Source organism: Xanthobacter flavus (assembly GCF_017875275.1).
GTDB classification, from domain to species: Bacteria; Pseudomonadota; Alphaproteobacteria; order Rhizobiales; family Xanthobacteraceae; genus Xanthobacter; species Xanthobacter flavus_A.
In genome coordinates, this window is the sequence record NZ_JAGGML010000001.1 from 2,722,437 (window position 1) to 2,745,482 (window position 23,046).

The 23,046-nt window shown below is 69.2% G+C and carries 17 protein-coding genes; 11 read left to right on the top strand and 6 right to left on the bottom strand.

Annotated elements, in window-relative coordinates:
• Positions 1–121: 121 nt before the first annotated feature.
• A complete protein-coding gene (locus tag J2126_RS13135) occupies positions 122–394 on the bottom strand; it encodes a hypothetical protein (protein WP_209487396.1) in 273 nt (90 codons plus the stop codon).
• Positions 395–431: 37 nt separating this feature from the next.
• A complete protein-coding gene (locus J2126_RS13140; protein ID WP_245327308.1) occupies positions 432–776 on the bottom strand; it encodes a hypothetical protein in 345 nt (114 codons plus the stop codon).
• Between the two features lie 162 nt (positions 777–938).
• Between J2126_RS13140 and J2126_RS13145 the strand changes: the two genes are divergently transcribed.
• The 3 genes from J2126_RS13145 (at position 939) to otnK (ending at position 6,204) form a co-directional block, all read left to right on the top strand.
• Complete coding sequence (locus tag J2126_RS13145) at positions 939–1,829, top strand: hypothetical protein (RefSeq protein WP_209487397.1); 891 nt, start codon at positions 939–941, stop codon at positions 1,827–1,829.
• A gap of 102 nt (positions 1,830–1,931) precedes the next feature.
• Positions 1,932–4,709, top strand: coding sequence for a phosphoenolpyruvate carboxylase (gene ppc, locus J2126_RS13150; RefSeq protein ID WP_209487398.1), 2,778 nt, complete (start codon positions 1,932–1,934; stop codon positions 4,707–4,709).
• Positions 4,710–4,911: 202 nt separating this feature from the next.
• Positions 4,912–6,204: a 3-oxo-tetronate kinase gene (gene otnK, locus J2126_RS13155; RefSeq protein ID WP_209487399.1), complete on the top strand. Its 1,293-nt coding sequence runs from the start codon at positions 4,912–4,914 to the stop codon at positions 6,202–6,204.
• A gap of 176 nt (positions 6,205–6,380) precedes the next feature.
• On the opposite strand, the gene J2126_RS13160 is transcribed toward otnK, so the two are convergent.
• The 3 genes from J2126_RS13160 to J2126_RS13170 form a co-directional block, all read right to left on the bottom strand.
• Positions 6,381–9,581, bottom strand: coding sequence for an efflux RND transporter permease subunit (locus tag J2126_RS13160; RefSeq protein WP_209487400.1), 3,201 nt, complete (start codon positions 9,579–9,581; stop codon positions 6,381–6,383).
• A 257-nt stretch (positions 9,582–9,838) separates the two neighbouring features.
• On the bottom strand, positions 9,839–11,128 hold the full coding sequence (locus J2126_RS13165) for an efflux RND transporter periplasmic adaptor subunit (protein ID WP_209487401.1): 1,290 nt from the start codon (positions 11,126–11,128) through the stop codon (positions 9,839–9,841).
• A gap of 28 nt (positions 11,129–11,156) precedes the next feature.
• Positions 11,157–11,999, bottom strand: a complete 843-nt coding sequence (locus J2126_RS13170) for an alpha/beta hydrolase fold domain-containing protein (RefSeq protein WP_209487402.1) — start codon at positions 11,997–11,999, stop codon at positions 11,157–11,159.
• A 151-nt stretch (positions 12,000–12,150) separates the two neighbouring features.
• On the opposite strand from J2126_RS13170, the gene J2126_RS13175 reads away from it, so the two are divergent.
• Positions 12,151–13,071 carry a LysR family transcriptional regulator gene (locus J2126_RS13175; protein ID WP_209487403.1) on the top strand — a complete coding sequence of 307 codons (921 nt, stop codon included), beginning with the start codon at positions 12,151–12,153 and terminating at the stop codon, positions 13,069–13,071.
• A 187-nt stretch (positions 13,072–13,258) separates the two neighbouring features.
• On the opposite strand, the gene J2126_RS13180 is transcribed toward J2126_RS13175, so the two are convergent.
• Entirely contained in the window at positions 13,259–13,921 is a 663-nt protein-coding gene (locus J2126_RS13180) for a sulfite oxidase-like oxidoreductase (RefSeq protein WP_209487404.1), read from the bottom strand.
• Positions 13,922–14,041: 120 nt separating this feature from the next.
• On the opposite strand from J2126_RS13180, the gene murB reads away from it, so the two are divergent.
• From murB to J2126_RS13215, 7 genes are all read left to right on the top strand, one after another.
• Entirely contained in the window at positions 14,042–15,001 is a 960-nt protein-coding gene (murB, locus tag J2126_RS13185; protein WP_245327309.1) for a UDP-N-acetylmuramate dehydrogenase, read from the top strand.
• A 97-nt stretch (positions 15,002–15,098) separates the two neighbouring features.
• The gene (locus J2126_RS13190) at positions 15,099–16,028 is read left to right on the top strand and encodes a D-alanine--D-alanine ligase (RefSeq protein ID WP_209490122.1); all 930 of its coding nucleotides are present in this window, start codon (positions 15,099–15,101) and stop codon (positions 16,026–16,028) included.
• A 188-nt stretch (positions 16,029–16,216) separates the two neighbouring features.
• Entirely contained in the window at positions 16,217–17,035 is an 819-nt protein-coding gene (locus J2126_RS13195) for a cell division protein FtsQ/DivIB (protein WP_245327310.1), read from the top strand.
• Positions 17,032–18,357 (top strand): cell division protein FtsA, encoded by a 1,326-nt coding sequence (gene ftsA, locus J2126_RS13200; RefSeq protein WP_209487405.1) that lies wholly within the window; start codon positions 17,032–17,034, stop codon positions 18,355–18,357. Before J2126_RS13195 ends, ftsA begins: the two co-directional genes overlap by 4 nt.
• A gap of 85 nt (positions 18,358–18,442) precedes the next feature.
• On the top strand, positions 18,443–20,245 hold the full coding sequence (gene ftsZ / locus J2126_RS13205; protein WP_209487406.1) for a cell division protein FtsZ: 1,803 nt from the start codon (positions 18,443–18,445) through the stop codon (positions 20,243–20,245).
• A 502-nt stretch (positions 20,246–20,747) separates the two neighbouring features.
• Positions 20,748–21,683, top strand: coding sequence for a UDP-3-O-acyl-N-acetylglucosamine deacetylase (gene lpxC / locus J2126_RS13210; RefSeq protein WP_209487407.1), 936 nt, complete (start codon positions 20,748–20,750; stop codon positions 21,681–21,683).
• Between the two features lie 474 nt (positions 21,684–22,157).
• Positions 22,158–23,042, top strand: coding sequence for an outer membrane protein assembly factor BamD (locus J2126_RS13215; protein WP_281066339.1), 885 nt, complete (start codon positions 22,158–22,160; stop codon positions 23,040–23,042).
• Positions 23,043–23,046: the final 4 nt, after the last annotated feature.

Genomic DNA, 23,046 nt, shown 5'->3' on the forward strand with positions numbered 1-23,046 from the left:
GTCGGGGCGGGAGGCAGGGGAAGCCAGCCTTAGACCCGTCCCGCCGCCTCGGGCAAGCCGACTACCGGCTTAAGGATCCCTGATCGGCCGCCCGCTCCAGCGGAGCCGGCGGCCTGTTGGATCAGCGGAGCTGGGTGAGGCAGGCGCCGGCCGCCTCGGCGGCGGGGCGGGCGTTGCTCATGGAGACGGCGCCGGACTGGACCAGGGCCTTGGTCTTCTCGGTCACGAGCGCGCGGGGGTCGGAAGCGCCGGCAAAGCCCGGCGCAGCGGCGGCATAGATCGCCTTGGCGTCGGCACCGAGGCCGGCGGCGCACTGGTCGGCGGCCGCCTTGTCGGCGAGCGCCGGGGCGGCGCAGGCGAGGGTGAGGGCAGCGGCGCAGAGCAGGGACTTCATGGGGTGTTGCCTCCAGTGGATTTCAGAACACGCGCGATCAGCGCACGCCGACGCGGTTCACCGGGCCGCCGGCATTCACGCCGGCTCCGGGCGCGACGCCGACACCGCGCGCACCGACGCCGACGCCGGGGGTGACGCCCACGCCGGGTGCACCTGCACCGGGCACGCAGCCGGCAGGATAGCCGGGCCGGGTGCAATAGACAGCAGCGCGCGCCGCGGGGGCCGCCGGACGGGCGACGCAGCCCTTCGGCACACCAACCGCCCTGCAATAGACCACGGCACCGGCCGGGGCGGTCGTCGCAAGCGTGACGACGGCGGCCGGAGGCAGCGCGGCGAGAGTTGCGGCAAGGAAAGCGGAACGTGTCAGCAGGCGCAGTCGCATGGGCGGCCTCGGCATCCTCAGAAGACACCTGTGCGTGACGCCCGGGGTGACATCGCGCCGAGGTGACTCCCGGTGACCTAGACGCCATCCTGTCATACCGCAATGGCGATTCTTGGCCTGACTGACGTCGGGTCGCTGCGGAACGACGAAGCGGAGGCGCGGGTGCCGGAACGGTTGGTGGTGCGGGTAGATCCGGCGGTGGATTGGATCGATGACGCGTGCGGACCGGAGGCGCGGGCTGCGCTCGCCGCCCATCCCGCCTTCCGGCCGGCGGTGGCGCGCCTCGTCGGCGAGATCAGCGCGCTATACAGCGGCAACCGCCTGCTCAATCGCCTGCTCAGTGATCGCGGCCGCAACATGCTGGGCCTGCTGGTGCTCTATCTCGATGCCCTGCCGCCAGCGGAGGGCGGCGGGCTCACCGCCGCGCGAATCGTCGCCCTGTGTACCGCCACCGGCGTCTGCAGCCGGGGCCGGGCGAAGGCGATGCTCGCCCTCATGCGCTGGGGCGGCTATCTGGCGTCGGCGGCGCCGACCGAGGACCGCCGGGTGAAGCCGCTGATGCCGCAGGCCAAGCTCGTCGCGCTCCAGCACAAGCGCTGGCGTCTCGTCTTCGAGGCCGGCAGCGCGCTCGATCCCGAACTCGCCCGGCTCGCTCCCCGGCTGGATGAGGAAACCTTCACGCGGTGTCTCGCGATCCTGTTGGGCGAGGCCTTCATCGCCGGCTTCCGGCCCGTCTCGGCCGCGATGGAGCTGGAGGATCTGGTGGATCGCGACGGCGGACTGATGGTGCTGATCGCCCTGCTGACCGCCGAGGGCTCCGGCACCGAGCCGCCCTCCATCGCCGATCTCTCGCGTCGTTTCCACCTGTCGCGGGCGCATGTGCTCGATCTGCTGCGGCTCAGCGAGGAGCGCGGACTGGTGGAGCGGGGCGCGCGCGGCACCGGCCGGCTCTCCCCTCTCGGCCGGGACGCGCTGGAGCGCTTCTTCGCCTGCATCTTCGCGGTGATGGGCGGGGCCGCCCGCGCCGCCGAGGCCCGTCTTCGCGTCTCGTGAAATCACCTTCGCCCGGAACGAGCTTTCGCTCCTGCACAATTTCCTTAAGACTAAGGTCGAAAGAGATGTGCGCCGCAGCGCGGCCGGTTTCGGGGGAAGACCATGACGGGTTTGGCACGATCAAGCGGCGTCGCGCCGCGCGCTGAGGATGTGAAGGACCAGCCGCTGCGTGACGATATCCGGCTGCTCGGCCGCATCCTCGGCGACACCGTGCGCGACCAGGAGGGCGGCGAGGTGTTCGACCTCGTGGAGCGCATCCGGCAATTGTCCATCCGCTTCCACCGCGACGACGACCAGGCGGCCCGCGACGAACTGGGCGCCCTGCTGGGCGCCCTGCCGGCGGACCGATCCCTCGATACCATTCGCGCCTTCAGCTATTTCTCCCACCTCGCGAACATCGCCGAGGACCAGCACCACATCCGCCGCAACCGCGCCCATGCCATCGCCGGCTCGGCGCCGCGCGCGGGCAGCCTCGCCAATGCCTTCTCCCGCGCCGAGCAGATGGGGATCGGCCGCGCGGCGTTGGCGGACTTCTTCTCCGGGGCGCTCATGAGCCCTGTGCTCACCGCTCACCCTACCGAGGTGCGGCGCAAGAGCACGCTCAACCGCGAGATGGAGATCGCCGCTGAACTCGACCGCCGCGAGCGCGTGGTGCCCACGCCGCAGGAGCGGGAGGAGGGCGAGGAGATCCTGCGCCGCGCGGTGCTGACCCTGTGGCAGACGGCGCTGCTGCGCCGCATCAAGCTGACCGTGCTGGACGAGGTGGCGAACGGCCTCTCCTATTATGACTACACCTTCCTCACCGAGGTGCCGCGCCTCTATTGCGCCATCGAGGATCGCCTCGCGGAAGAGGGCGGCGAATTGGATTTGCCCTCCTTCCTGCGCATCGGCAGCTGGATCGGCGGGGACCGCGACGGCAATCCCTTCGTCACCGCCCATGTGCTGAAGGAGACGGTGCGGCTGCACCGCGACCGCATTCTCGCCCATTACGAGGAGGAGCTGGTCGCGCTCGGGGCGGAACTGTCCCTCGCCCAGCGCCTCGTCAGCGTTTCCGAGGCCCTCACCGAACTCGCGTCCCGCTCCCCGGACCGCTCCCAGGAGCACCGGGAGGAGCCTTATCGCCTCGCCCTCGCCTATGTGCTGGAGCGCCTGCGCCAGACCGCCCGCAAACTGCGCGGCGAGCCCCTGTCGGCCGAAGGGCTCGCCCCCTATGCCACGGCGCAGGAGTTCCGCGCCGATCTCGACGTGATCGACGAGTCGCTCGTCGCCAACGGTTCGAAGGTGCTGGCGCGCGGGCGGCTGCGCCTGCTGCGGCGGGCGGCGGACTGCTTCGGCTTCCATCTCGCCTGCATCGACCTCCGGCAGAATTCGGACGTGCATGAGCGCGTCATCGCCGAGCTCTTGGAAAAGGCTGTGCCGGGCACGAACTATGCGGGCCTCGACGAGGAGGCCCGCATCGCCGTGCTCCTCCGGGAGCTGGCGACGCCGCGCCCGCTTGCCTCACCCTTCATCGCCTATTCGGAAGAGACCTGCTCGGAGCTCGACATCCTGCGCGAGGCAGCCACCGCGCACCGGGCACTGGGGCGCGAGGTGATCCCCAACGCCATCATCTCCAAGGCCGAGGGCGTTTCAGACCTCCTCGAACTGGCGCTGCTGCTGAAGGAAGTCGGCCTCGTCTCCAGCGACGGGGCGGGCGGTCTCGCCAGCGCGGTGAACATCATCCCCCTGTTCGAGACCATTTCGGACCTGAAGGCCTGCGCCGGCGTGATGGACCGCGCCTTCGCCATTCCCGCCTATCGCAAGCTGGTGGAAAGCCGCGGCGCCGAGCAGGAGGTGATGCTCGGCTATTCGGATTCCAACAAGGACGGCGGCTTCGTCACCTCCGGCTGGGAATTGTACAAGGCGGAGATCGGTCTCATCGAGGTGTTCGGGGCGCACAAGGTCCGGCTTCGCCTGTTCCACGGGCGCGGCGGCTCGGTGGGGCGCGGCGGCGGGCCGAGCTATGACGCCATCCTCGCCCAGCCGGGCGGGGCGGTGAACGGGCAGATCCGCATCACCGAGCAGGGCGAGATCATTGCCTCCAAATATTCAAACCCGGACGTGGGGCGGCGCAACCTGGAAATCCTGGTCTCGGCGACGCTGGAGGCGTCCCTGCTCCAGCCGCAATACAAGGCGCCGCGCACCGAATTCCTCACCGCCATGGAGGACATCTCGGACACGGCCTTCGCCGCCTATCGCAATCTCGTCTACGAGACCGAGGGCTTCGAGGACTATTTCTGGTCCTCCACCGTCATCAACGAGATCGCGACGCTGAACATCGGGTCGCGCCCGGCCTCGCGCGCCAAGACGCGCTCCATCGAGAAGCTGCGGGCCATTCCGTGGGTGTTCTCCTGGGCCCAGTGCCGGCTGATGCTGCCGGCCTGGTACGGCTTCGGCACGGCGGTGGAGGCGTTCGTGGCGCGGCGGCCGGATTATGGCCTCTCCTTCCTCAAGGCCATGCAACACGAGTGGCCCTTCTTCCGCACGCTCCTGTCCAACATGGACATGGTGCTGGCCAAAAGCTCGCTCGCCATCGCCTCGCGCTATGCGGAACTGGTGCCGGACGTGGAGCTGCGCACCGCCATCTTCGGCCGCATCCGCGCCGAATACGAGCTGACGCTGAAGCACCTGCTCGCCATCATGGACCAGCAGAAGCTGCTGGAGGGCAATCCACTGCTGGACCGCTCCATCCGCAACCGCTTCCCCTATCTCGACCCCCTGAACCACCTGCAGGTGGAACTGCTGCGCCAGCACCGCGCCAGCCCCGGCGACGACCAGGTGCTGCACGGCATCCAGCTCTCCATCAACGGCATCTCGGCCGGCCTGCGCAACTCGGGGTGAAGGCGGCCGGGGGCTGTCCCGTTCCGGCACACATCGGCGGGGAGGCGGGGTCGGGAGGGGGAACGGGGCGTGACCGAATCGCTTCGCGCCCGATTTTCCCGCTCCGTTCTCCTCCAATGCCCCTTTCGCCGGGACGGGCGTGGCGCTCTAATCGAAACGATTAGGGCTCAGGCCCCAACACCAAGAGCCCAAGGGATTTCCCATGCCCCTCACCCTCGGCGTCATCGCCGACGACTATACTGGCGCCTCCGACCTCGCGAACACCCTGTCGAAGGAGGGCGTGCGCACGGTCCAGACCATCGGCGTGCCCGATGCCGCGCTGGCGCTGCCCGATGCGGATGCCGTGGTCGTCTCGCTCAAGAGCCGCTCCATCCCGGCGGATGAGGCGGTGGCGGTGTCGCTGGCGGCTTGTGCGTGGCTGAAATCGCGGGGGGCCTCGCACATCCTGTTCAAGGTCTGCTCCACCTTCGATTCCACCGACGCGGGCAATATCGGGCCGGTCACCGATGCCCTGCGCCTCGCCACCGGCGCGGCCATCGTGCCGGTGACCCCGGCGTTCCCGGAGACCGGGCGCACCGTCTACATGGGCCATCTCTTCGTCGGCGACGTGCCGCTGAACGAGAGCCCACTGAAGGACCATCCCCTCAACCCCATGACCGATTCGGACCTGAAGCGCGTGCTCGCCCGCCAGAGCGCGGGCCGGGTCGGACTGGTGCCGCTGAAGGATGTGGCGGCGGGCGCAGATGCGGTGTCCGCGCGGCTGGAGCATCTGGCGCTGGATGGACGCACGGCGGCCATCGTGGATGCCGTGTTCGACCGGGATCTGGAGGCGGTGGGTATCGCGGCGGCGGCCCTGCCGCTCTCCACCGGCGCGTCGGGCCTCGGCCTCGGGCTGGCGCGCGCGCTCATCGCGGACGGGCGGGTGCTGCGGCAGGCGAGCGACGGCGCGGCGCTGGCGGCGGGCATCGGCGGGCCTGCGGCCGTGGTCGCGGGAAGCTGCTCGAAGGCGACGCTGGAGCAGATTGCCATTGCGGAAGGACAGATGCCGGTGCTGCGGCTCTCCGCCGAACGGCTCGTCACCCATCCCGAGGCGGAGGTCGCCGCCGCTCTGGACTGGGCGAAGGCGCGCCTCGCGTCCGGGCCGGTGCTCATCGCCGCGAGCGGAGCGCCCGAGCAGGTGGCGGAGGTGCAGGCCCGCTTCGGCCGCCATGCGGCGGGCGTCGCCATCGAGCACGGCACGGCGGCGATTTCCGAAGGGCTGGTGGCGGCCGGCGTGCGCCGCCTCGTGCTGGCCGGCGGGGAGACCTCCGGCGCGAGCGTGGACCGGCTGAAGATTCCCGCCTTCCTTGTCGGCCCGGAGATCGCCCCCGGCGTGCCGCTGCTGCGCACCGAGGGCCAACCGGGCGAACCCATGGTGCTGGCGCTGAAATCCGGCAATTTCGGCGGGCCGGACTTCTTCGCGAAGGCGTTGGCGATGATGGGTGTGGCCGTCTGAGGCGGACGCCCAGGGGGGCGCCTCACATCCTCTTGCTTGGCTGCGGCTCCCCTCTCCCCTTGCGGGAGAGGGGTTGGGGGTGAGGGGGCTGGCACCGCAGTCCCGGCCGTTGTGCCAACGGCAGAAAATACCCCTCACCCCGGCCCTCTCCCGCAAGGGGAGAGGGGGATCTCATCTCACTCCCCCGGCTGGAGCGCGTGTGCGGCCGGCTCCTCGCCCGCCGGGGCGTGCCCGTGCTGCGTGAGCGGCCGGTTCCCCGCCAGCCCGCGCAGCATCACGTAGAACACCGGCGTCAGGAAGATGCCGAACACCGTCACGCCGATCATGCCGGCGAACACCGCCGTGCCCATGGCCTGCCGCATCTCCGCACCCGCGCCGATGGAGGTGACGAGGGGCACCACGCCCATGATGAAGGCGAGGGAGGTCATCAGGATGGGCCGCAGCCGGAGCCGGCTTGCCTCGATGGCGGCCTGGACCGGCGTGCGGCCCTCGAATTCCAGCTCGCGGGCGAATTCCACGATCAGGATCGCATTCTTCGCCGAGAGCCCCACCAGCACCACGAGGCCGATCTGGGTGAAGACATTGTTGTCCCCGCCCGCGAGCCACACGCCGGTCATGGCGGCGAAGAGGCCCGTCGGCACGATCATGATGATGGCGAGCGGCAGGACGAGGCTTTCGTATTGCGCCGCCAGCACCAGGAACACTAGGAAGATGGCGAGCGGGAAGACGAACACCGCCGAATTGCCGGCCAGGATGTCCTGGTAGGTCAGTTCGGTCCACTCGAAGGAGAAGCCCTTGGGCAGGGTCTCCTTGGCGATGCGCTCCACCACCTGCTGCGCCTCGCCCGAGGAGAAGCCGGGGGCGGCGCCGCCGTTCACGTCGGCGGAGAGGAAGCCGTTGTAGCGCATGGCCCGCTCCGGTCCCGCCGACGAACGCACCTTGAGCAGCGCGGAGAGCGGGATCATCTCGCCCGTGGCCGAGCGCACCTTCAGCGTGCCCACGTCCTCGGCGCGGGCGCGGAAGGGGGCGTCGGCCTGGACCCGCACGGTGTAGGTGCGGCCGAACTTGTTGAAGTCGTTCACATAGGACGAGCCGAGATAGATCTGCATGGTCTCGAACACGTCGGTGACGGCGACGTTCAGCTGGCGCGCCTTCACCCGGTCGATGTCGGCGAAGAGCTGCGGCACGTTCACCTGATAGGAGGAGAACAGGCCGGCCAGCTCGGGCGCCTGCCGGGCGGCGCCAAGGAAGGCCTTGGTCGCCGCGTCGAGGGCGGCATAGCCGAGGCCGGCGCGATCCTCGATCTGCAGCTTGAAGCCGCCGATGGTGCCGAGCCCCTGCACCGGCGGCGGCGGGAACATGGCGATCATCGCGTCCGGGATGCCGGCGAATTTGCCGTTCAGCTTCATGGCGATGGCGTTGCCGTTCAGCCCCGGGTCGCGCCGCGCCTCGAACTCGTCGAGGCCGACGAAGACGATGCCGGAGTTGGACGAGTTGGTGAAGCCGTTGATGGAGAGGCCGGGGAAGGCGATGGCCGACTTCACGCCCGGCTCCTTCAGGGCGATGTCGCTCATCTTGCGGATCACCTCCTCGGTGCGGTCGAGGGTGGCGCCGTCGGGGAGCTGGGCGAAGCCCACCAGATACTGCTTGTCCTGCCCCGGCACGAAGCCGGGCGGTACCGCCTTGAACAGCACGCCGGTCAGCGCCACCAGCACGATGTAGAGGCCGAGCATCAGCACCTTGTGGCCGATGGTCCGGCGCACCACCGAGCCATAGGCGCTCGACCCGCGCACGAAGGCCTTGTTGAAGCCGCGGAAGAACCAGCCGAATGCAAAGTCCATGACCCGCGTGAGCCGGTCCTTGGGCGCGTCGTGACCCTTCAGCAGCAGCGCCGAGAGGGCCGGCGAGAGGGTCAGCGAGTTGACGGCCGAGATCACTGTCGAGATGGCGATGGTGAGGGCGAACTGCTTGTAGAACTGGCCCGTGAGGCCGGTGATGAAGGCCAGCGGCACGAACACCGCGATCAGCACGAGGGCGATGGCGATGATGGGCCCGGACACCTCCCGCATGGCCTTGTAGGTGGCCTCGCGTGGGGAGAGGCCGCCCTCGATGTTGCGCTCCACATTCTCCACCACGACGATGGCGTCATCCACCACGATGCCGATGGCGAGCACCAGGCCGAACAGCGTCAAGGCATTGATGGAGAAGCCGAACACGTACATCACCGCGAACGTGCCGACGATGGACACCGGCACCGCGAGCAGCGGGATGATGGAGGCCCGCCAGGTCTGGAGGAATACGATCACCACCAGCACCACCAGCGCCACGGCTTCCAGCAGCGTGTGGACCACGGCGTCGATGGAGGCGCGCACGAACTGGGTGGTGTCGTAGACGATGGAATAGTCCACGCCCTCCGGCATGTTCTCCTTGATCTCCTCCATCACCCGCCGCGTGTCGTCGGCGATGCGGATGGCGTTGGAGCCCGGCGCCTGGAAGATCGGCACCGCCACCGCCTGGGTGTTGTTGAGGAGCGAGCGCAGGGCATATTCGGATGCGCCCAGCTCGATGCGCGCCACGTCCTTCAGCAGCACGATCTCGCCGTTGGTGCCGCTCTTCACCACGATGTTGGCGAACTCCTCCTCGTTGGCGAGGCGGCCTTGTGCGTTGATGGAAAGCTGAAGGTCGAGTCCCGGCGCGCCGGGTGATGCGCCGACCACGCCGGCCGCCGCCTGCACGTTCTGGGCGCGGATCTCGCGCACCACGTCGGCGGCGGAAAGGCCGTGCTCGGCCACCTTCTGCGGGTCGAGCCAGATGCGCATGGAATAGTCGCCCGCGCCGAACAATTGCACCTGCCCCACGCCGTCGATGCGGGCGAGGCGGTCCTTCACGTTCAGCACCGCATAATTGCGCAGGTAGGTGGTGTCGTAGCGGTTGTTGGGGGAGATGAGGTGGACGACCATGGTGAGGTCCGGGGAGGACTTCACCGTGGTCACGCCGAGGCGCCGCACTTCTTCCGGCAGGCGGGGCTCCGCCTGCGAGATGCGGTTCTGGACGAGCTGCTGTGCCTTGTCCGGGTCGGTGCCGAGCTTGAAGGTGACGGTCAGCGTCATGATGCCGTCGGTGGTGGCCTGGCTCGACATGTAGAGCATGCCCTCGACGCCGTTGATGGATTCCTCCAGCGGGGTCGAGACGGTCTCGGCGATCACCTTGGGATTGGCGCCGGGATAGGTGGCGCGCACCACCACCTGCGGCGGCACCACCTCGGGATATTCCGAGATGGGCATGGCCCGCATGGCGATGAGGCCGGCGAGGAAGATGAGGACGGAGAGCACGCCGGCGAAGATCGGGCGGTCGATGAAGAATCTGGACAGGTTCATGGAACCCTCCCGCCACGCGGCGGCTGGATGAAAACGGGCGAAACGCGGAACGCAGCCGGCACCCCCGCTGCGGTGCGCGCGGGAATATGTCCGGCAATGGGGGTGAGGGGCTGCACCGGGCGAGGGGGCGTTTACGCCCGGCGCAGCCCTCTCCCGACCCCCTCCGTGCGGGGAGGGGGCGAGGGGGAATTTTCAGCCGTCATCCCCCGGCGTGTCCGGGGGATGGCCCGGGCAAGCCGGGCCATGACGGGCCAGGGTTAGCGGACGGTCGAGGTTGCAGCCTCGCTCACCCGCATGGGGACGGGCTCTGGCGTCACCGCCGCGCCGGGGCGCACGCGGTGCAGGCCGTTGACAACGACGCGCTCACCGGCCGAGAGGCCGTTGGTGACGACGCGCAGGCCGTCCACCGGGGCACCGAGGGTCACCTCGCGCCACACCGCGGTGTTCGAGCCGTCGACCACGAAGACGAACTTCTTGTCCTGGTCGGTGCCCACGGCGCGCTCGCTGACGAGCACCGCCGGCGCGGCCTTGGGCTGGCCCATCTCCAGCCGCACGAACTGGCCGGGCAGGAGCCGCCCGTCCGGATTGGCGAAGCGGGCGCGGACACGCACGGTGCCGGTGCGCGGATCGACCTGATTGTCCACCAGCTGCATGACGCCTTCCACCGGCGGCGTGCCGGCGGCGACGGTCATCAGGACAGGGATCTGGTCGAGCCGGTCGGCCACGTCACCGCCGCCGCCGAGGCCGGCGAGGGCGCGGGCGACGGTGCCCTCGTCAGCGCTGAAGCTGGCGTAGATGGGATCGACCGAGACCAGCGTGGTCAGCACCGGCGCGCCGGGGCCGGCGGCAACGAGATTGCCCACTGTGATCTCCGACTTGCCGACGCGGCCCGAAACCGGGGCGCGGACCTTGGTGTAGGAGAGATTGAGCTTCGCCGCCGCGAGCTTCGCCTGCGCGGCCCTCAGGCCGGCCTCGGCGGCGCGCTGGCCGTTGAGGCGTTCGTCCAGGGTGCTCTGGGAGAGCGTCTTGGTGGTGAACAGCTTCTCGCCGCGCTCCAGCTCGCTGCGGGCGAGGTCCAGCCGGGCCTGCACGGAGGCAACCTGCGCTTCGGCCTCGGCCACGTCCGCCTCATAGGTTTCGGAATCGATGGAGACGAGGAGTTCGCCTTCCCGCACCAGCGCGCCCTCGCGGAAATGCACGGCCTTGATGGCGCCGGCGACGCGGGAGCGCACCTCCACCCGCTCCACCGCCTCCAGGCGGCCGGAGAAGGTGTCGAACAGGCGCGCCTCGCGCTGCTCGACCGTGGCCACCGAGACCGGTACGGCCGGCGGGGCGGCTGTCGCGGCGGCGGGCTTGTCGGCGTGGGCGCCGCCTTCCTTGGGCAGCCCATAGAGGACGCCGAACACCGCGAGGAGCGCGGCGGTGCCCAGCAGCAGGGCCTCCCGGAGGCGGGACTTCTTCGCGGCAGCGGGCTTGTCGGCGGCCGACACGGGGGTGGGGGGCGTAACGTTCGGAGCGGAGTTCGGAGCGGAGTTCGGAGCGGTCATGGCGGGGCAGTCCTTGGCGGTCGGTCTGTCAGAGGACGGCCGGATCGGCCTTGAGCCGACCGGTCCGTGAAGCGGGACGCGTGGAAACGAAGAAATCGCGGAACAGGTCGCGCATCGCGCCCGTCCAGGCGGCCGGTTTCGGCGCCGGACACGAGATGCTGTCGGGCCATTCGGTCGGCCCCGGCAGGATGTGCACGCAGGTCGGCACGCCGGCCGAGGCGAGCGCGTCGGCATAGCGCCGGCTCTCGTCGCACATGGGGCAGTCCTCGGCGCTCACCACCAGGGCCGGCGGCAGGGCGCCGAGGCGGGAGGAGGCGAGGGGCGCGGCATAGGGATGGGCCGCCTTCTCGGGCGAGCCGAGATAGGTCTGCCAGCCGTCCGCCCACTTGCAGCCGCAACTGCCGGCATCGGCGCGGCGGATGGAGGCGGTGGCGAGGCTGGGGTCGAGCATGGGCGAGACGAGGATCTGCCCGGCGATGGGAGGGGAGCGCTGGTCACGCGCCATCATGGCGAGGCCGGCGGCGAGGTTGCCACCCGATTCCTCCCCCGCCAGATAGAGCGGTGCGCCGCGCCCGGCGAGTTCGGCCCGGCGGCGATAGACCTCTGTGACGGCGGCAAACAGCGCGGTCAGCGCGAAGGGAAACGGGTGCTCGCAGGCCAGCGGATAGTCCGCCGAGACCACCACCGCCCCGGCCGCCGCGAGAATGCCGGAGATATAGGCTCCGCACTCCAGCGTCCCGCCGGTGAAGGCGCCGCCGTGCAGGTGGAAGACGAGCGGTGCGGACCCCTTCGCCGGACGCGACCCGTAGAGCCGCGCCGGCAGCGTGCCGGTCCCGGTCTCGAGGGTTATGGTCTGGCTGGTGGGGGTCATCTGCCTCGTCCTTTCGGGCGGTAAGCCATTCTTCGGCCGTCACGCCCTTGTGCGATGCGGAAACCATATTGGCGATCTAGAAGGGGATAAACCGCCAGTTCATGAGTTCATTGTTCACTTATGGGAATAATGATGCATTTGAGGGCTTCGGATGGACCAGCTTGCTGCAATGCGCGCATTCACCCGTGTTGTGGAGACGGGGAGCTTCACGCGCTCCGCCGATCTCCTGCGGATGCCCAAGGCGACGCTCACCAAGCATATCCAGACGCTTGAGGCGCACCTGCAGACCCGCCTCCTCAACCGCACCACGCGGCGGGTGACGGTGACGCCGGACGGGGCGGCCTATTACGAGCGGGCGCTCGCCATCCTCCACGACATCGATGAGCTCGACGGTTCGCTCTCCTCGGCGCAGGCGGTCCCGCGCGGAAAGCTGCGCATCGACATCTCGCCCTCGCTCGCGACGCAACTGCTGATGCCGGCGTTGCCGGATTTCGTCGACCGCTATCCCGACATCGCCGTGGACGTGGGCTGCACCGACCGGCCGGTCGACCTTCTAAGCGAGAATGTGGACTGCGTTATCCGCGTTGGCGAAATTCGGGATCCGAACCTCGTGGCGCGGCGCATTGGCGTGCTGCGCTTCGTCTTGGCCGCGTCGCCCGGCTATCTCGCGCGTTACGGCGTCCCGAAGCATCCTCTCGACTTCGAGGAGACGCACAAGCTCGTCCGCTATTTCAGCCAGCAGAGCGGGCGCTACCACCCCTTCGATTTCACCCGTGGCGACGAGGTGGTGGAACTGACCGGGCGCTACAACGTCGCTACCAATGACGGCAACGCCTATATCGCGGCGGCGTTGGCCGGCATGGGCGCGATCATGTCGCCCACCTTCCAGGTGGAGGAGCACCTCGCCTCCGGGGCGCTGGTGCCCATCCTGCCGGACTGGGAGGCGGGCGAGATGCCCATCCATGTGGTCTATCCGCCCAGCCGCCACCTCACCAGCCGGCTGCGCGTGTTCGTGGACTGGGTGGCCGAACTCTTCGCCCGCTCCGAGGTCACGCGCCGCCGCGCGGCGTGAGGGCGACCTCAATCGCTCCTCTTTCCCGCTTCCTCTCACCCCGTCATCGCCCGCCTTGTGCGGGCGATCCACGTTTCGGCCAGAGCGGTCAACGGCTTGCGGGCACGTGTCCCGCGGCGGGGTGGATGGCCCGGACAAGCCGGGCCATGACGGTGCTCGGGGAGGGGCGCCTCAGGGTGGCGCGCCCTCAATCGTCCGAATAGCGCTGCTCGGCCCATGGGTCGCCGCGCATGTGGTAGCCGCGCTCTTCCCAGAAGCCGGCCTTGTCGCGGGCGATGAACTCGATCGCCTTGATCCACTTGGCGCTTTTCCAGAAGTAGAGGTGCGGCACCACGAGGCGCGCGGGCGCGCCGTGCTCCTGCGTCAGCGGGCGGCCGTCCCAGCTGTGAGCGATGAGGGCGTCCTCGGCGGCGAAGTCGGCCAGCAGCAGGTTGGTGGTGTAGCCGTCATAGCTGTGCAGCATCACCGCCGCCGCGTGGGGGGCGGGACGCACGGCTTCCAGCAGGTCGCGGGTGAGCACGCCCTCCCAGGTATTGTCATAGCGCGACCAGGTGGTGACGCAGTGGATGTCGCTGAGGCTGCGGCTCTGCGGCAGCGCCGAGAAGGCGGCCCAGTCGAGGGAGAGGGTGGTCTCCACCGCGCCGGTGACGTCGAGGCGGAAGGATTCGCGCGTCACCACCGGCTGGAGCCCGAGGTCGAGCACCGGCCAGTCGCGCACCAGATGCTGGCCGGGCGGCAGGCGCTCGGCATCCGGGCGGGCGATGCGGCCGGTGAGGAAGCGGCCTTCCTCGGCCCAGCGTTGCTTGGTGGTGGTGAGCTTGGTGTCGGGCGGAAGCGCGTCTTCGCTCATGGTGGGCAGCTCCAGGCGAATGGAGCCACATGATGCCACGTCGGCGGCCATGGGGAAATCGCCCGGCTTGCCCTGCCGCCCCTTGTGTGGGAGAGGCACGCCCGAAGGACCGGTGACACCATGAGCATGGCCGAGACCAGCGGGGCGGCCCCCGCCGCATTCCCTGATCTTCTACCCGCCTTGCGGCCGCTCCTGCCGGAGCTGCGCGGCACGCTCACCGCCAATGCGCCGCTCTCCGACTTCACCTGGTTCCGCGTCGGCGGCCCGGCCCAGCTCCTGTTCCTGCCGGCCGATGCCGACGACCTCGCCTATCTCCTGTCGCATATCCCGGCCGATCTTCCGGTGACGGTGATCGGCCTCGGCTCCAACCTCATCGTGCGTGACGGCGGCGTGCCCGGCGTGGTGATCCGCCTCGGCCGCGGCTTCACCGATGTCGCGGTCGAAGGCACGCGCATCGTCGCGGGCGCTGGCGTGCCGGACGTGAAGGTCGCTCGCGCGGCGGCGGATGCGGGACTTGCCGGCTTCTCCTTCCTGCGCGGCATCCCGGGCGCCATCGGCGGCGCGCTGCACATGAACGGCGGCGCCTACGGCGGCGAGACCAAGGACGTGCTGGTGGAGGCCGAGGGCGTCACCCGCGCCGGCGCCAAGGTGCGCTTCACCAACGCCGAGATGGGCTTCACCTACCGCCATTGCGGCGTGCCGGACGACGTGATCTTCACCCGCGCCACCTTCGAAGGCCGCCCTGGCGACCCGGCCGAGATCGCGGCCGAGATGGCCAAGATCACCGAGAGCCGGGAGGCGACCCAGCCCATCAAGAGCCGCACCGGCGGCTCCACCTTCAAGAACCCGCCCGGCACCAGCGCCTGGAAGCTGGTGGACGCCGCCGGCTGCCGGGGCCTCACCATCGGCCGCGCGCAGGTGTCGGAGCTGCACACCAATTTCCTCATCAACCTCGGCGGCGCCACGGCGTCCGAGATCGAGGGGCTGGGCGAGGAGGTGCGGCGGCGGGTGAAGGAGACGTCCGGCGTGACGCTGGAGTGGGAGATCAAGAGGATCGGGCTTCCCCTCTCTCCCGCCTGAGCCGTTAGCAAAACCTAAAACCGGACCGCGCCATGGTGCTGGCGCAAAGCTGCTCTCTTCAGGGCGGGTGCCGGCGCGCGCCGGATTCGGAACGGGAATGACGTCGATGGCGAAACACGTCGCGGTGCTGATGGGCGGCTGGTCCTCCGAGCGGGAAGTCTCGCTCAATTCGGGCGCCGCCTGCGCCGCCGCGCTGGAAGGGGCCGGCTACCGCGTGACGCCGGTGGACGTGGGCCGCGATGTCGCCGAGGTACTGGCCCGCCTCAAGCCGGACGTGGTGTTCAACGTGCTGCACGGCGCGCCGGGCGAGGACGGCACCATCCAGGGCATCCTCGAAATCCTGCGCATCCCCTACAGCCATTCCGGCGTGCTCGCCTCGGCGCTGGCCATGGACAAGGCGCAGGCGCGCATCATGCTGGCCGCGGCCGGCGTGCCGGTGGCGAAGGGCGGGATCGTCAGCCGCGCCGAGGCGGCGAAGGCGCATGTGATGGCGCCGCCCTATGTGCTGAAGCCCAATGCGGGCGGCTCCAGCGTCGGCGTGTTCATCGTGCGCGAGGATCAGGCCCACCCGCCGCAGGAACTCACGCGCGAGGACTGGCCCCACGGAGAAAATCTTCTTGTGGAGGAATTCATTGCCGGGCTCGAGCTGACCTGCGCCGTGATGGGCGACAAGGTCTTTGATGTCATTGAAATTGAATCGACCCAGGCGTTTTACGATTACGAAAGCAAGTATGCACCGGGAGGATCACGCCACATCCTTCCCGCGCGTATTTTACCCGAAATTTACCAACGGGTGCAGATGTTAAGCCTCATGGCACACCGAGCTCTCGGGTGCCGGGGGGTGTCGCGGAGCGATTTTCGCTTCGATCCATCGAAGGGCGATGCCTCCGGCCTCGTCTGTCTCGAGGTCAACACCCAGCCTGGCATGACGCAGACGTCTCTGGTGCCGGAACTGGCCGCTCACGCGGGCATCTCATTCGGCGAGCTTGTGACATGGATGGTGGAGGACGCGTCGCTGGATCGCTAGGACCCCGCCCCGGCGCGGGCAGGCGACCCCCGCAGCGCCCAGGCGAGCGCCAAGGAGCGGGCTACGGCGCACGGCCGGACACCGCGCCCCGCGCCGCTGCGCCGCCGCCCGGGCGGCACAAGCGCCTCGCCATCGATACAAGGCCGGCCAGCCGCCTCGCGCTTCTCCTGCGTCGTCTGTCGGTGCGCATGTCCACTTCGCGCCTCGGCCGGCGCAGCGCCAGCCTGCTCGCCATCGCGGTGATCGGCGGCTTCTCCGCCTACGGTACCGTGCTCGGCGGCCATGTGGAGGAGGCGAAGACCATCGCCCTCGACGTGGCCGACGCGGCGGGCAACGTGGCCGGCTTCAAGGTGAAGGAAGTCAACATCTCCGGGCACAATCACGTCACCCCGGCGCAGATCCTGGAGACGGCGGGCATCAAGTCCTCCACCTCCATCCTCTTCCTGAACGCGGATGAGATGCGCACGCGCCTCGAGGCGATGCCCTGGATCGCCAGCGCCAGCGTGCGCAAATTCTATCCCGACCGGATCGAGATCGCGGTCTCCGAGCGCCAGGCCTATGCGCTGTGGCAGATCAACGGCGAGCTCAAGGTGATCGCCCGCGACGGCATCCCCATCGCGCCCTATTCGGACGATCCGCGCTACGTGCAACTGCCCATCGTGGTGGGCGAGGGGGCGCAGAACCATGTGGGCGAGATCGTCGACGTGCTCGCGCGCCTGCCGGCGCTGAAGGAGCAGGTGCGCGCTGCCATCTTCGTCGCCGAGCGGCGCTGGACGCTGAAGACGCGCAACGGCATCGACGTGCGCCTGCCGGAACAGAATCTGGAGGCGGCGCTCGTCTCGCTGATGGATCTCGACCGCGAGAAGAAACTGCTCAGCCGCGACATCACCATCGTGGATCTGCGCCTGCCGGATCGCGTGGTGGTGCGGCAGTCCGAAGCTGCCGCCGCCGCCCGCGCCGAAATGCTCAAGGCCCGCGCCAAGGCAAAGAAGGGAGGCCCCGCATGAGGGGACGGCTCGCCCAGGGCTTCGCACCGAAGATGCGCCCGCTGCCGCCGAAGAAGGGCGGCATCGTCGGGGTGCTGGACATCGGCACCAGCAAGGTGGTCTGCGCCATCGCCCGCCTGAAGCCGCGCGGCGCCTCCGACGTGCTGACGCGGCGCACCCACGCCATCGACGTGCTCGGCATCGGCCACACCCGCGCCCACGGCATCAAGGGCGGCGCGGTGGTGGACATGGCCAAGGCGGAACTTGCCATCCGCCAGGCGGTGGACATGGCCGAGCGCGCCTCGGGCGTGCAGATCGCCTCCGTGGTGGTCGGCGTCTCCGGCGGCCGGCTCGCCTCGCAGCATTACGAGGCGGCTGTGCGCCTCTCCGCCCCGGCGGTGGAGGAATTCGACATCCGCCGCGTGCTGGAGGCCGCCTCCACATATGCGGTGGGCGACGGCCGCGCCGTGATGCACGCGCTCCCCGTGGGCTATTCGCTGGACGGCCGCAGGGGCATCGGCGAGCCGTGCGGCATGCTCGGCCGCGAGCTTGGCGCCGACATGCACGTCATCACCGCCGACCTCACCGCGCTGAAGAATCTCGTGCTGTGCGTGGAGCGCTGCCATCTCTCCATCGAGGCCATGGTGGCGGCGCCCTATGCGGCGGCGCTCTCCTCGCTGACCGACGACGAGATGGAGCTGGGCGTCACGCTCATCGACATGGGCGCCGGCACCACCACCTTCTCCATCGTCGCCAGCGGGCACTGCCTCTATGTGGACGGCGTGGCGCTGGGTGGCCAGCACATCACCAACGATGTCGCCCGCGGCATGCCCGCGCGCCTCGCCGATGCCGAGCGCCTGAAGGCGCTGCACGGTGCCGTGGTGGCGGTCTCCTCCGACGATCACGACATGCTGACCGTGCCGCCCCTGTCGGGTGATTCGCGCGACCAGCCGCACATGGTCCCGAAGTCCCGTCTGGTCACCATCGTGCGGCCGCGGGCGGAGGAAATCGTCGAACTGTTGCGCGATCGCCTCAGGGCCTCCGGCCATGCCGGGGATGCCGGCCGGCGCATCGTGCTCACCGGCGGCGCGGCGCAGCTTCAGGGGCTTGCGGATCTGGTGGCGCGGGTCATCGGCCCGCAGGTGCGAATCGGCCGCCCGCTTGGGGTTTCCCGTCTTCCGGAGGCGGCGCGCGGCGCGGCCTTCGCGGTGACGGCAGGTCTTCTCGTCTATCCGCAGGTGGCAGGGCTCGAACATTTCGAGCCGCGCCGGCGGCAGGCGGCAGTGGGCGAGGGACCGGGCTATTTCGGTCGCGTCGGCCGCTGGCTGAAGGACAGCTTTTAGACATGGTTAACGAAAGCTGCCGTAACAAAGAGGTCATCAAGGATTCGCGAGCGGCGGACAGGGCCGATCGGGACGGAGCAATAGCATGACGATCAACCTTCAGATGCCCGACATTCGTGAGCTTCGTCCCCGGATCACGGTGTTCGGTGTGGGCGGCGCCGGTGGCAACGCCGTTAACAACATGATCACCTCCGGGCTCCACGGCGTGGAGTTCGTGGTGGCGAACACCGATGCCCAGGCCCTCGCCCTGACCAAGGCCGAGCGCGTGGTGCAGATGGGCGTCGCGGTGACCGAGGGTCTCGGCGCCGGCTCCCAGCCGGAGGTCGGCCGCGCCGCCGCCGAGGAAGTCATCGACGAGATCCGCGATCACCTGTCCGGCTCGCACATGGTCTTCATCACCGCCGGCATGGGCGGTGGGACCGGCACCGGCGCCGCCCCCGTGGTGGCCCGCGCGGCCCGCGAGCTCGGCATCCTGACCGTCGGCGTCGTGACCAAGCCCTTCCACTTCGAGGGCCAGCGCCGCATGCGCGTCGCCGAGCACGGCATCAGCGAGCTGCAGAAGAGCGTCGACACCCTCATCGTCATCCCGAACCAGAACCTGTTCCGCGTGGCGAACGAGAAGACCACCTTCGCCGACGCCTTCGCCATGGCCGACCAGGTGCTCTATTCGGGCGTCGCCTGCATCACCGACCTGATGGTGAAGGAAGGCCTCATCAACCTCGACTTCGCCGACGTCCGCGCCGTGATGCGCGACATGGGCAAGGCCATGATGGGCACGGGCGAAGCCTCCGGTGACAAGCGCGCCATCCAGGCTGCCGAGGCCGCCATCGCCAACCCGCTGCTGGACGAGACCTCCATGCGCGGCGCCGGCGGGCTGCTGATCTCCATCACCGGCGGCAAGGACATGACCCTGTTCGAGGTGGACGAGGCGGCGACCCGCATCCGCGAGGAAGTGGACCCCGACGCCAACATCATCCTCGGCGCCACCTTCGACGAGATGCTCGACGGCATCATCCGCGTCTCGGTGGTGGCCACCGGCATCGATCCGGCGGTGATCCCCGAGCAGCTCCAGCCGGTCGCCGACCGCTTCCCCGAGCTCGCCGGTCGCAAGATCTCCAACGCCGGCCGGGCTGCCGTCGAGGCGACCCGCGAGGCGCAGATCCGCAGCGCCGTCGCCGCGATCCAGGCCGAGGACCTGATCGCCATGGAGGACGCCGCGCAGAAGGCGCAGGCGCCGCAGGGCTATGCCCCGCAGGCTCCGCAGGGGTACGCGTCTCAGGCCTATGCCCCCCAGACCCAGCAGGCCCCGGCCGAACGCGCCGTCGCCATCGACGACGTGACCATCCGCACCGCGCCGCCCAAGCCCACCTATTTCGCCGAGCCGGAGCCCGCGCCCCAGCCCGCGCCGATGGTGGAGGACGAGTTCGCCCCCTACATCCCGCCGGCCGGCCAGCGTCCGCGGTCCCCGCGCATGCCCCGCGTCGACGAGCTGCCGCTGCCCGCGCAGAACCAGATCCGCGCCCAGCGGGGCGAGCCGCCGGTGGAGCAGGCCCAGCCCGACAAGAAGCGCATGACGCTGCTGCAGCGTCTCGCCCACGTCGGTCGCCGCGAGGAGCCGGAACCCGAGCCCGCGCGCCGCGAGCAGCCCAGCATGCGCGCCCCCGAGCGCCGTCCCGAGCAGCAGCGCCCCGATCCCCGCGCCGAAAGCCGCGGCGAGCCCCGCGATGCCCGCCCGACCATGCCCTCGCGCGGTGGTGAGCCGCCGGTGTCCGAGTTCGCCAAGCGCCCGCCCATGCGGCCGGCCGCCGAGGTGCCCTCGCGTCCCGGCCCGCACCATGACGACGACCAGCTGGAAATCCCGGCGTTCCTGCGCCGCCAGGCGAACTGAGGGTCTCGGACCAAGTTCGGTACCTGAAAGTGTGACGAAGGATTGGCCGGTGCCGGTGTTCCCGGCGCCGGTCGCGTCCACCCCGGGCCGTTTTCAAGGCCGATCGGTGGCAGCGAACATGCCCGGCGCGGGTCGGCCTCGGATGGCCTGCACCCTGTGGCATCCGCGCAACATCTGTCCTGATTCGTGTGCTTCCAACCCTCCGGAAGGCTGTAACAAGGGCCTCTCCGGCACCTTTAAATTCGCCGCTAACTATTTGATAGTTAATCAGAAATTGAAAATGAGGGTTCGTAACAGAGGGTAAGCAAGCGTGATTTGGCGTCACCCCCCGTGACGACTAGGGTGCACCCATCCTAAGGGACCGACTCGCCGACCGTGTTGACACTTTCTTTGTACAACCGGGGCGAAAGTTGGGACCCAAGGTGAAGGTTTGAGGGAAGGAGTGCGGCAAGCAGGTCACACCTGTTAGCCGGAAACTTCCCCGAAACGGGACGCACCAAAGATGCAGACCACTCTGGCTCGCGAGATTGCACTGAAGGGTGTCGGCGTACACGCCGGGGTCGAGGCGACCATCACCCTTAAGCCCGCGTCCGCGAACACTGGTGTCGTCTTCATCCGCTCCTTCGCCGATCAGGCGCCCCGCAAGGCCACCGTCAGCCGCCGCTCCGTACAGGCCACCGACCTCGCCACCGTGCTCGGCGATCGCTCCGGCGCTCTTGTCTCCACCGTCGAACATGTCCTCGCGGCCCTGAGCGGCCTCGGCGTGGACAATGCCACGGTCGAGATCGACGGCCCGGAAGTGCCGATTCTCGACGGCAGCGCGGGCGATTTCGTGGCCGCCATCGACGCCGCCGGCGTCGCCGAGGTGCGCGGCCGCCGCAAGTTCCTCAAGGTGCTCAAGCCCGTCCGCGTCGAGAATGGCGCGTCCTTCGGCGAGCTTCTCCCCTACGAGGCCGGCTTCCGCCTCGAGGTGGAGATCGAGTTCGGCCACGAGATGATCGGCCGCCAGCGCTTCGCCGCCACCATGTCTCCGGCCGTGTTCCGCCGTGAGCTGGCTTCGGCCCGCACCTTCGGCTTCCTCAAGGATGTGGAGCGCCTGCGCGCCGCCGGCTACGCCCGTGGCGCTGCCCTGGAAAACACCGTCTGCCTAGACGAAGGCGGCGTGCTGAACCCCGAGGGTCTGCGCTTCTCCGACGAATTCGTCCGCCACAAGGCGCTCGACGCGGTGGGCGACCTCGCCCTCGCCGGCATGCCCCTGCTGGCCCGCTACCGCTCCTTCCGTGGCGGCCACAAGCTGAACTTCCAGGTGGTGGACGCCCTCCTCGCCGACCGCGCCAACTACGCCATCGTCGAGGCTCCGGTCCGGCCCGTCCGCGACACCGTGGGTGCCGAGATCGGCGTGTCCAGCCCGGTGCCGGTGTTCGCTCCGGAAATCTGATCTGTCTGCACCTATTTGCGGCGGCGCCCCTGCGGGCGCCGTTTTGCTTTTCGGGGTCTGATTTCTTTCGAGATGACCCAGCGGTCTCAAGCGGCCGTTCGCATGCGAAGTATTAACCCCATCCCGATTTAGATGCCCGTCGGCGCCCGCGATTGCGGGAGCGGGCGTGGCGGGGTGGCCACACCCGGGCCACGGAACCGGCCGCGGAGCGTCCGCCGCCACATTGCCGACCGAAAGCACCGATAGCGCGGAGGGGCTGTTTTCCTGCCGTCGCCATGGGTGCGGGGACCAGGGCATCCGGACCGGGCGCGGGCATCGCCGGCGGCGGCTCGGACGAGGGGGAACGAGCAGGGAGCGTGCCGAGGAATGGGGCGGAGGCGCCCGGTCGGCGGTCTGTCGGCCGCGCGGTTTTCCCCGGTGCGGTCCTTCGGGTACAAGCGACGCCGTAAGGCGCGGGACGGAAGCTGAACCGTGATGCGATTCTTGAATGATGTCCTGCCCACGCGCACGCTTTTCCGCAGCGGCGCGCTGGCGCTCGGTCTGCTGCGCGGCGGCGCGCTGGTGCTGGCGGTGGCCATGGGCCTGCTGGTGTCCGGCTGCGCCAGCGACAAGGACGACACCATTCCGCCCGATGAGCCGGCCGAGAAGATCTACAACGAGGGCCTGACCCTGCTGCGCCGGCAGGAGCCGGAAAAGGCCGCCCGGCGATTCGAGGATGTGGACAAGTCCCATCCCTATTCGGAGTGGGCCCGCAAGGCGCTCCTCATGACCACCTATTCCTATTTCGAGGCCGGCAAGTACGACGAGGCCATCGGCATCGGAAAGCGCTACATCGCGCTCTACCCCGGCTCGGCGGACGCCGCCTACGCGCAATATCTCGTCGCCTCGGCGCTCTACGAGAATATTCCCGACATCACCCGCGACCAGCGCAAGACGCGTCAGGCGCTCGATGCGCTGGAAGACGTGGTGCGCAAGTATCCCAACACGGAATACGCCGCCACCGCCAAGAAGAAGATCGAGGTCGCCCGCGACCAGCTCGCCGGCAAGGAGATGGCCATTGGCCGCTACTATCTGGAGCAGCGCAATTACACGGGGGCCATCAACCGTTTCAAGGTGGTCGTGACGCAATACCAGACCACGCGCCAGGTTGAGGAAGCCCTCTACCGCCTCACCGAGTGCTACATGGCCATGGGTATTATCGGTGAAGCGCAGACCGCCGCCGCCGTGCTTGGCTATAACTTCCCCGACAGTACGTGGTATAAGGACGCCTACAGGCTGGTTCAGTCCGGAGGGGGCGAGCCGCAGGAAAACAAGGCGTCCTGGATCAGCCAGGCGTTCAAGAAGATGGGGCTCGGCTGACGAT

Bases quoted from the DNA above. Each gene is read 5' to 3' on its own strand.
- J2126_RS13170 (WP_209487402.1), bottom strand. From the start codon at position 11,999: ATGACCCCCACCAGCCAGACCATAACCCTCGAGACCGGGACCGGCACG.
- J2126_RS13135 (WP_209487396.1), bottom strand. From the start codon at position 394: ATGAAGTCCCTGCTCTGCGCCGCTGCCCTCACCCTCGCCTGCGCCGCC.
- ftsA (WP_209487405.1), top strand. From the start codon at position 17,032: ATGAGGGGACGGCTCGCCCAGGGCTTCGCACCGAAGATGCGCCCGCTG.
- J2126_RS13160 (WP_209487400.1), bottom strand. From the start codon at position 9,581: ATGAACCTGTCCAGATTCTTCATCGACCGCCCGATCTTCGCCGGCGTG.
- J2126_RS13190 (WP_209490122.1), top strand. From the start codon at position 15,099: ATGACGTCGATGGCGAAACACGTCGCGGTGCTGATGGGCGGCTGGTCC.
- murB (WP_245327309.1), top strand. From the start codon at position 14,042: ATGAGCATGGCCGAGACCAGCGGGGCGGCCCCCGCCGCATTCCCTGAT.
- J2126_RS13215 (WP_281066339.1), top strand. From the start codon at position 22,158: ATGCGATTCTTGAATGATGTCCTGCCCACGCGCACGCTTTTCCGCAGC.
- J2126_RS13195 (WP_245327310.1), top strand. From the start codon at position 16,217: ATGTCCACTTCGCGCCTCGGCCGGCGCAGCGCCAGCCTGCTCGCCATC.
- lpxC (WP_209487407.1), top strand. From the start codon at position 20,748: ATGCAGACCACTCTGGCTCGCGAGATTGCACTGAAGGGTGTCGGCGTA.
- otnK (WP_209487399.1), top strand. From the start codon at position 4,912: ATGCCCCTCACCCTCGGCGTCATCGCCGACGACTATACTGGCGCCTCC.
- J2126_RS13140 (WP_245327308.1), bottom strand. From the start codon at position 776: ATGCGACTGCGCCTGCTGACACGTTCCGCTTTCCTTGCCGCAACTCTC.
- ppc (WP_209487398.1), top strand. From the start codon at position 1,932: ATGACGGGTTTGGCACGATCAAGCGGCGTCGCGCCGCGCGCTGAGGAT.
- J2126_RS13175 (WP_209487403.1), top strand. From the start codon at position 12,151: ATGGACCAGCTTGCTGCAATGCGCGCATTCACCCGTGTTGTGGAGACG.
- J2126_RS13165 (WP_209487401.1), bottom strand. From the start codon at position 11,128: ATGACCGCTCCGAACTCCGCTCCGAACTCCGCTCCGAACGTTACGCCC.
- ftsZ (WP_209487406.1), top strand. From the start codon at position 18,443: ATGACGATCAACCTTCAGATGCCCGACATTCGTGAGCTTCGTCCCCGG.
- J2126_RS13180 (WP_209487404.1), bottom strand. From the start codon at position 13,921: ATGAGCGAAGACGCGCTTCCGCCCGACACCAAGCTCACCACCACCAAG.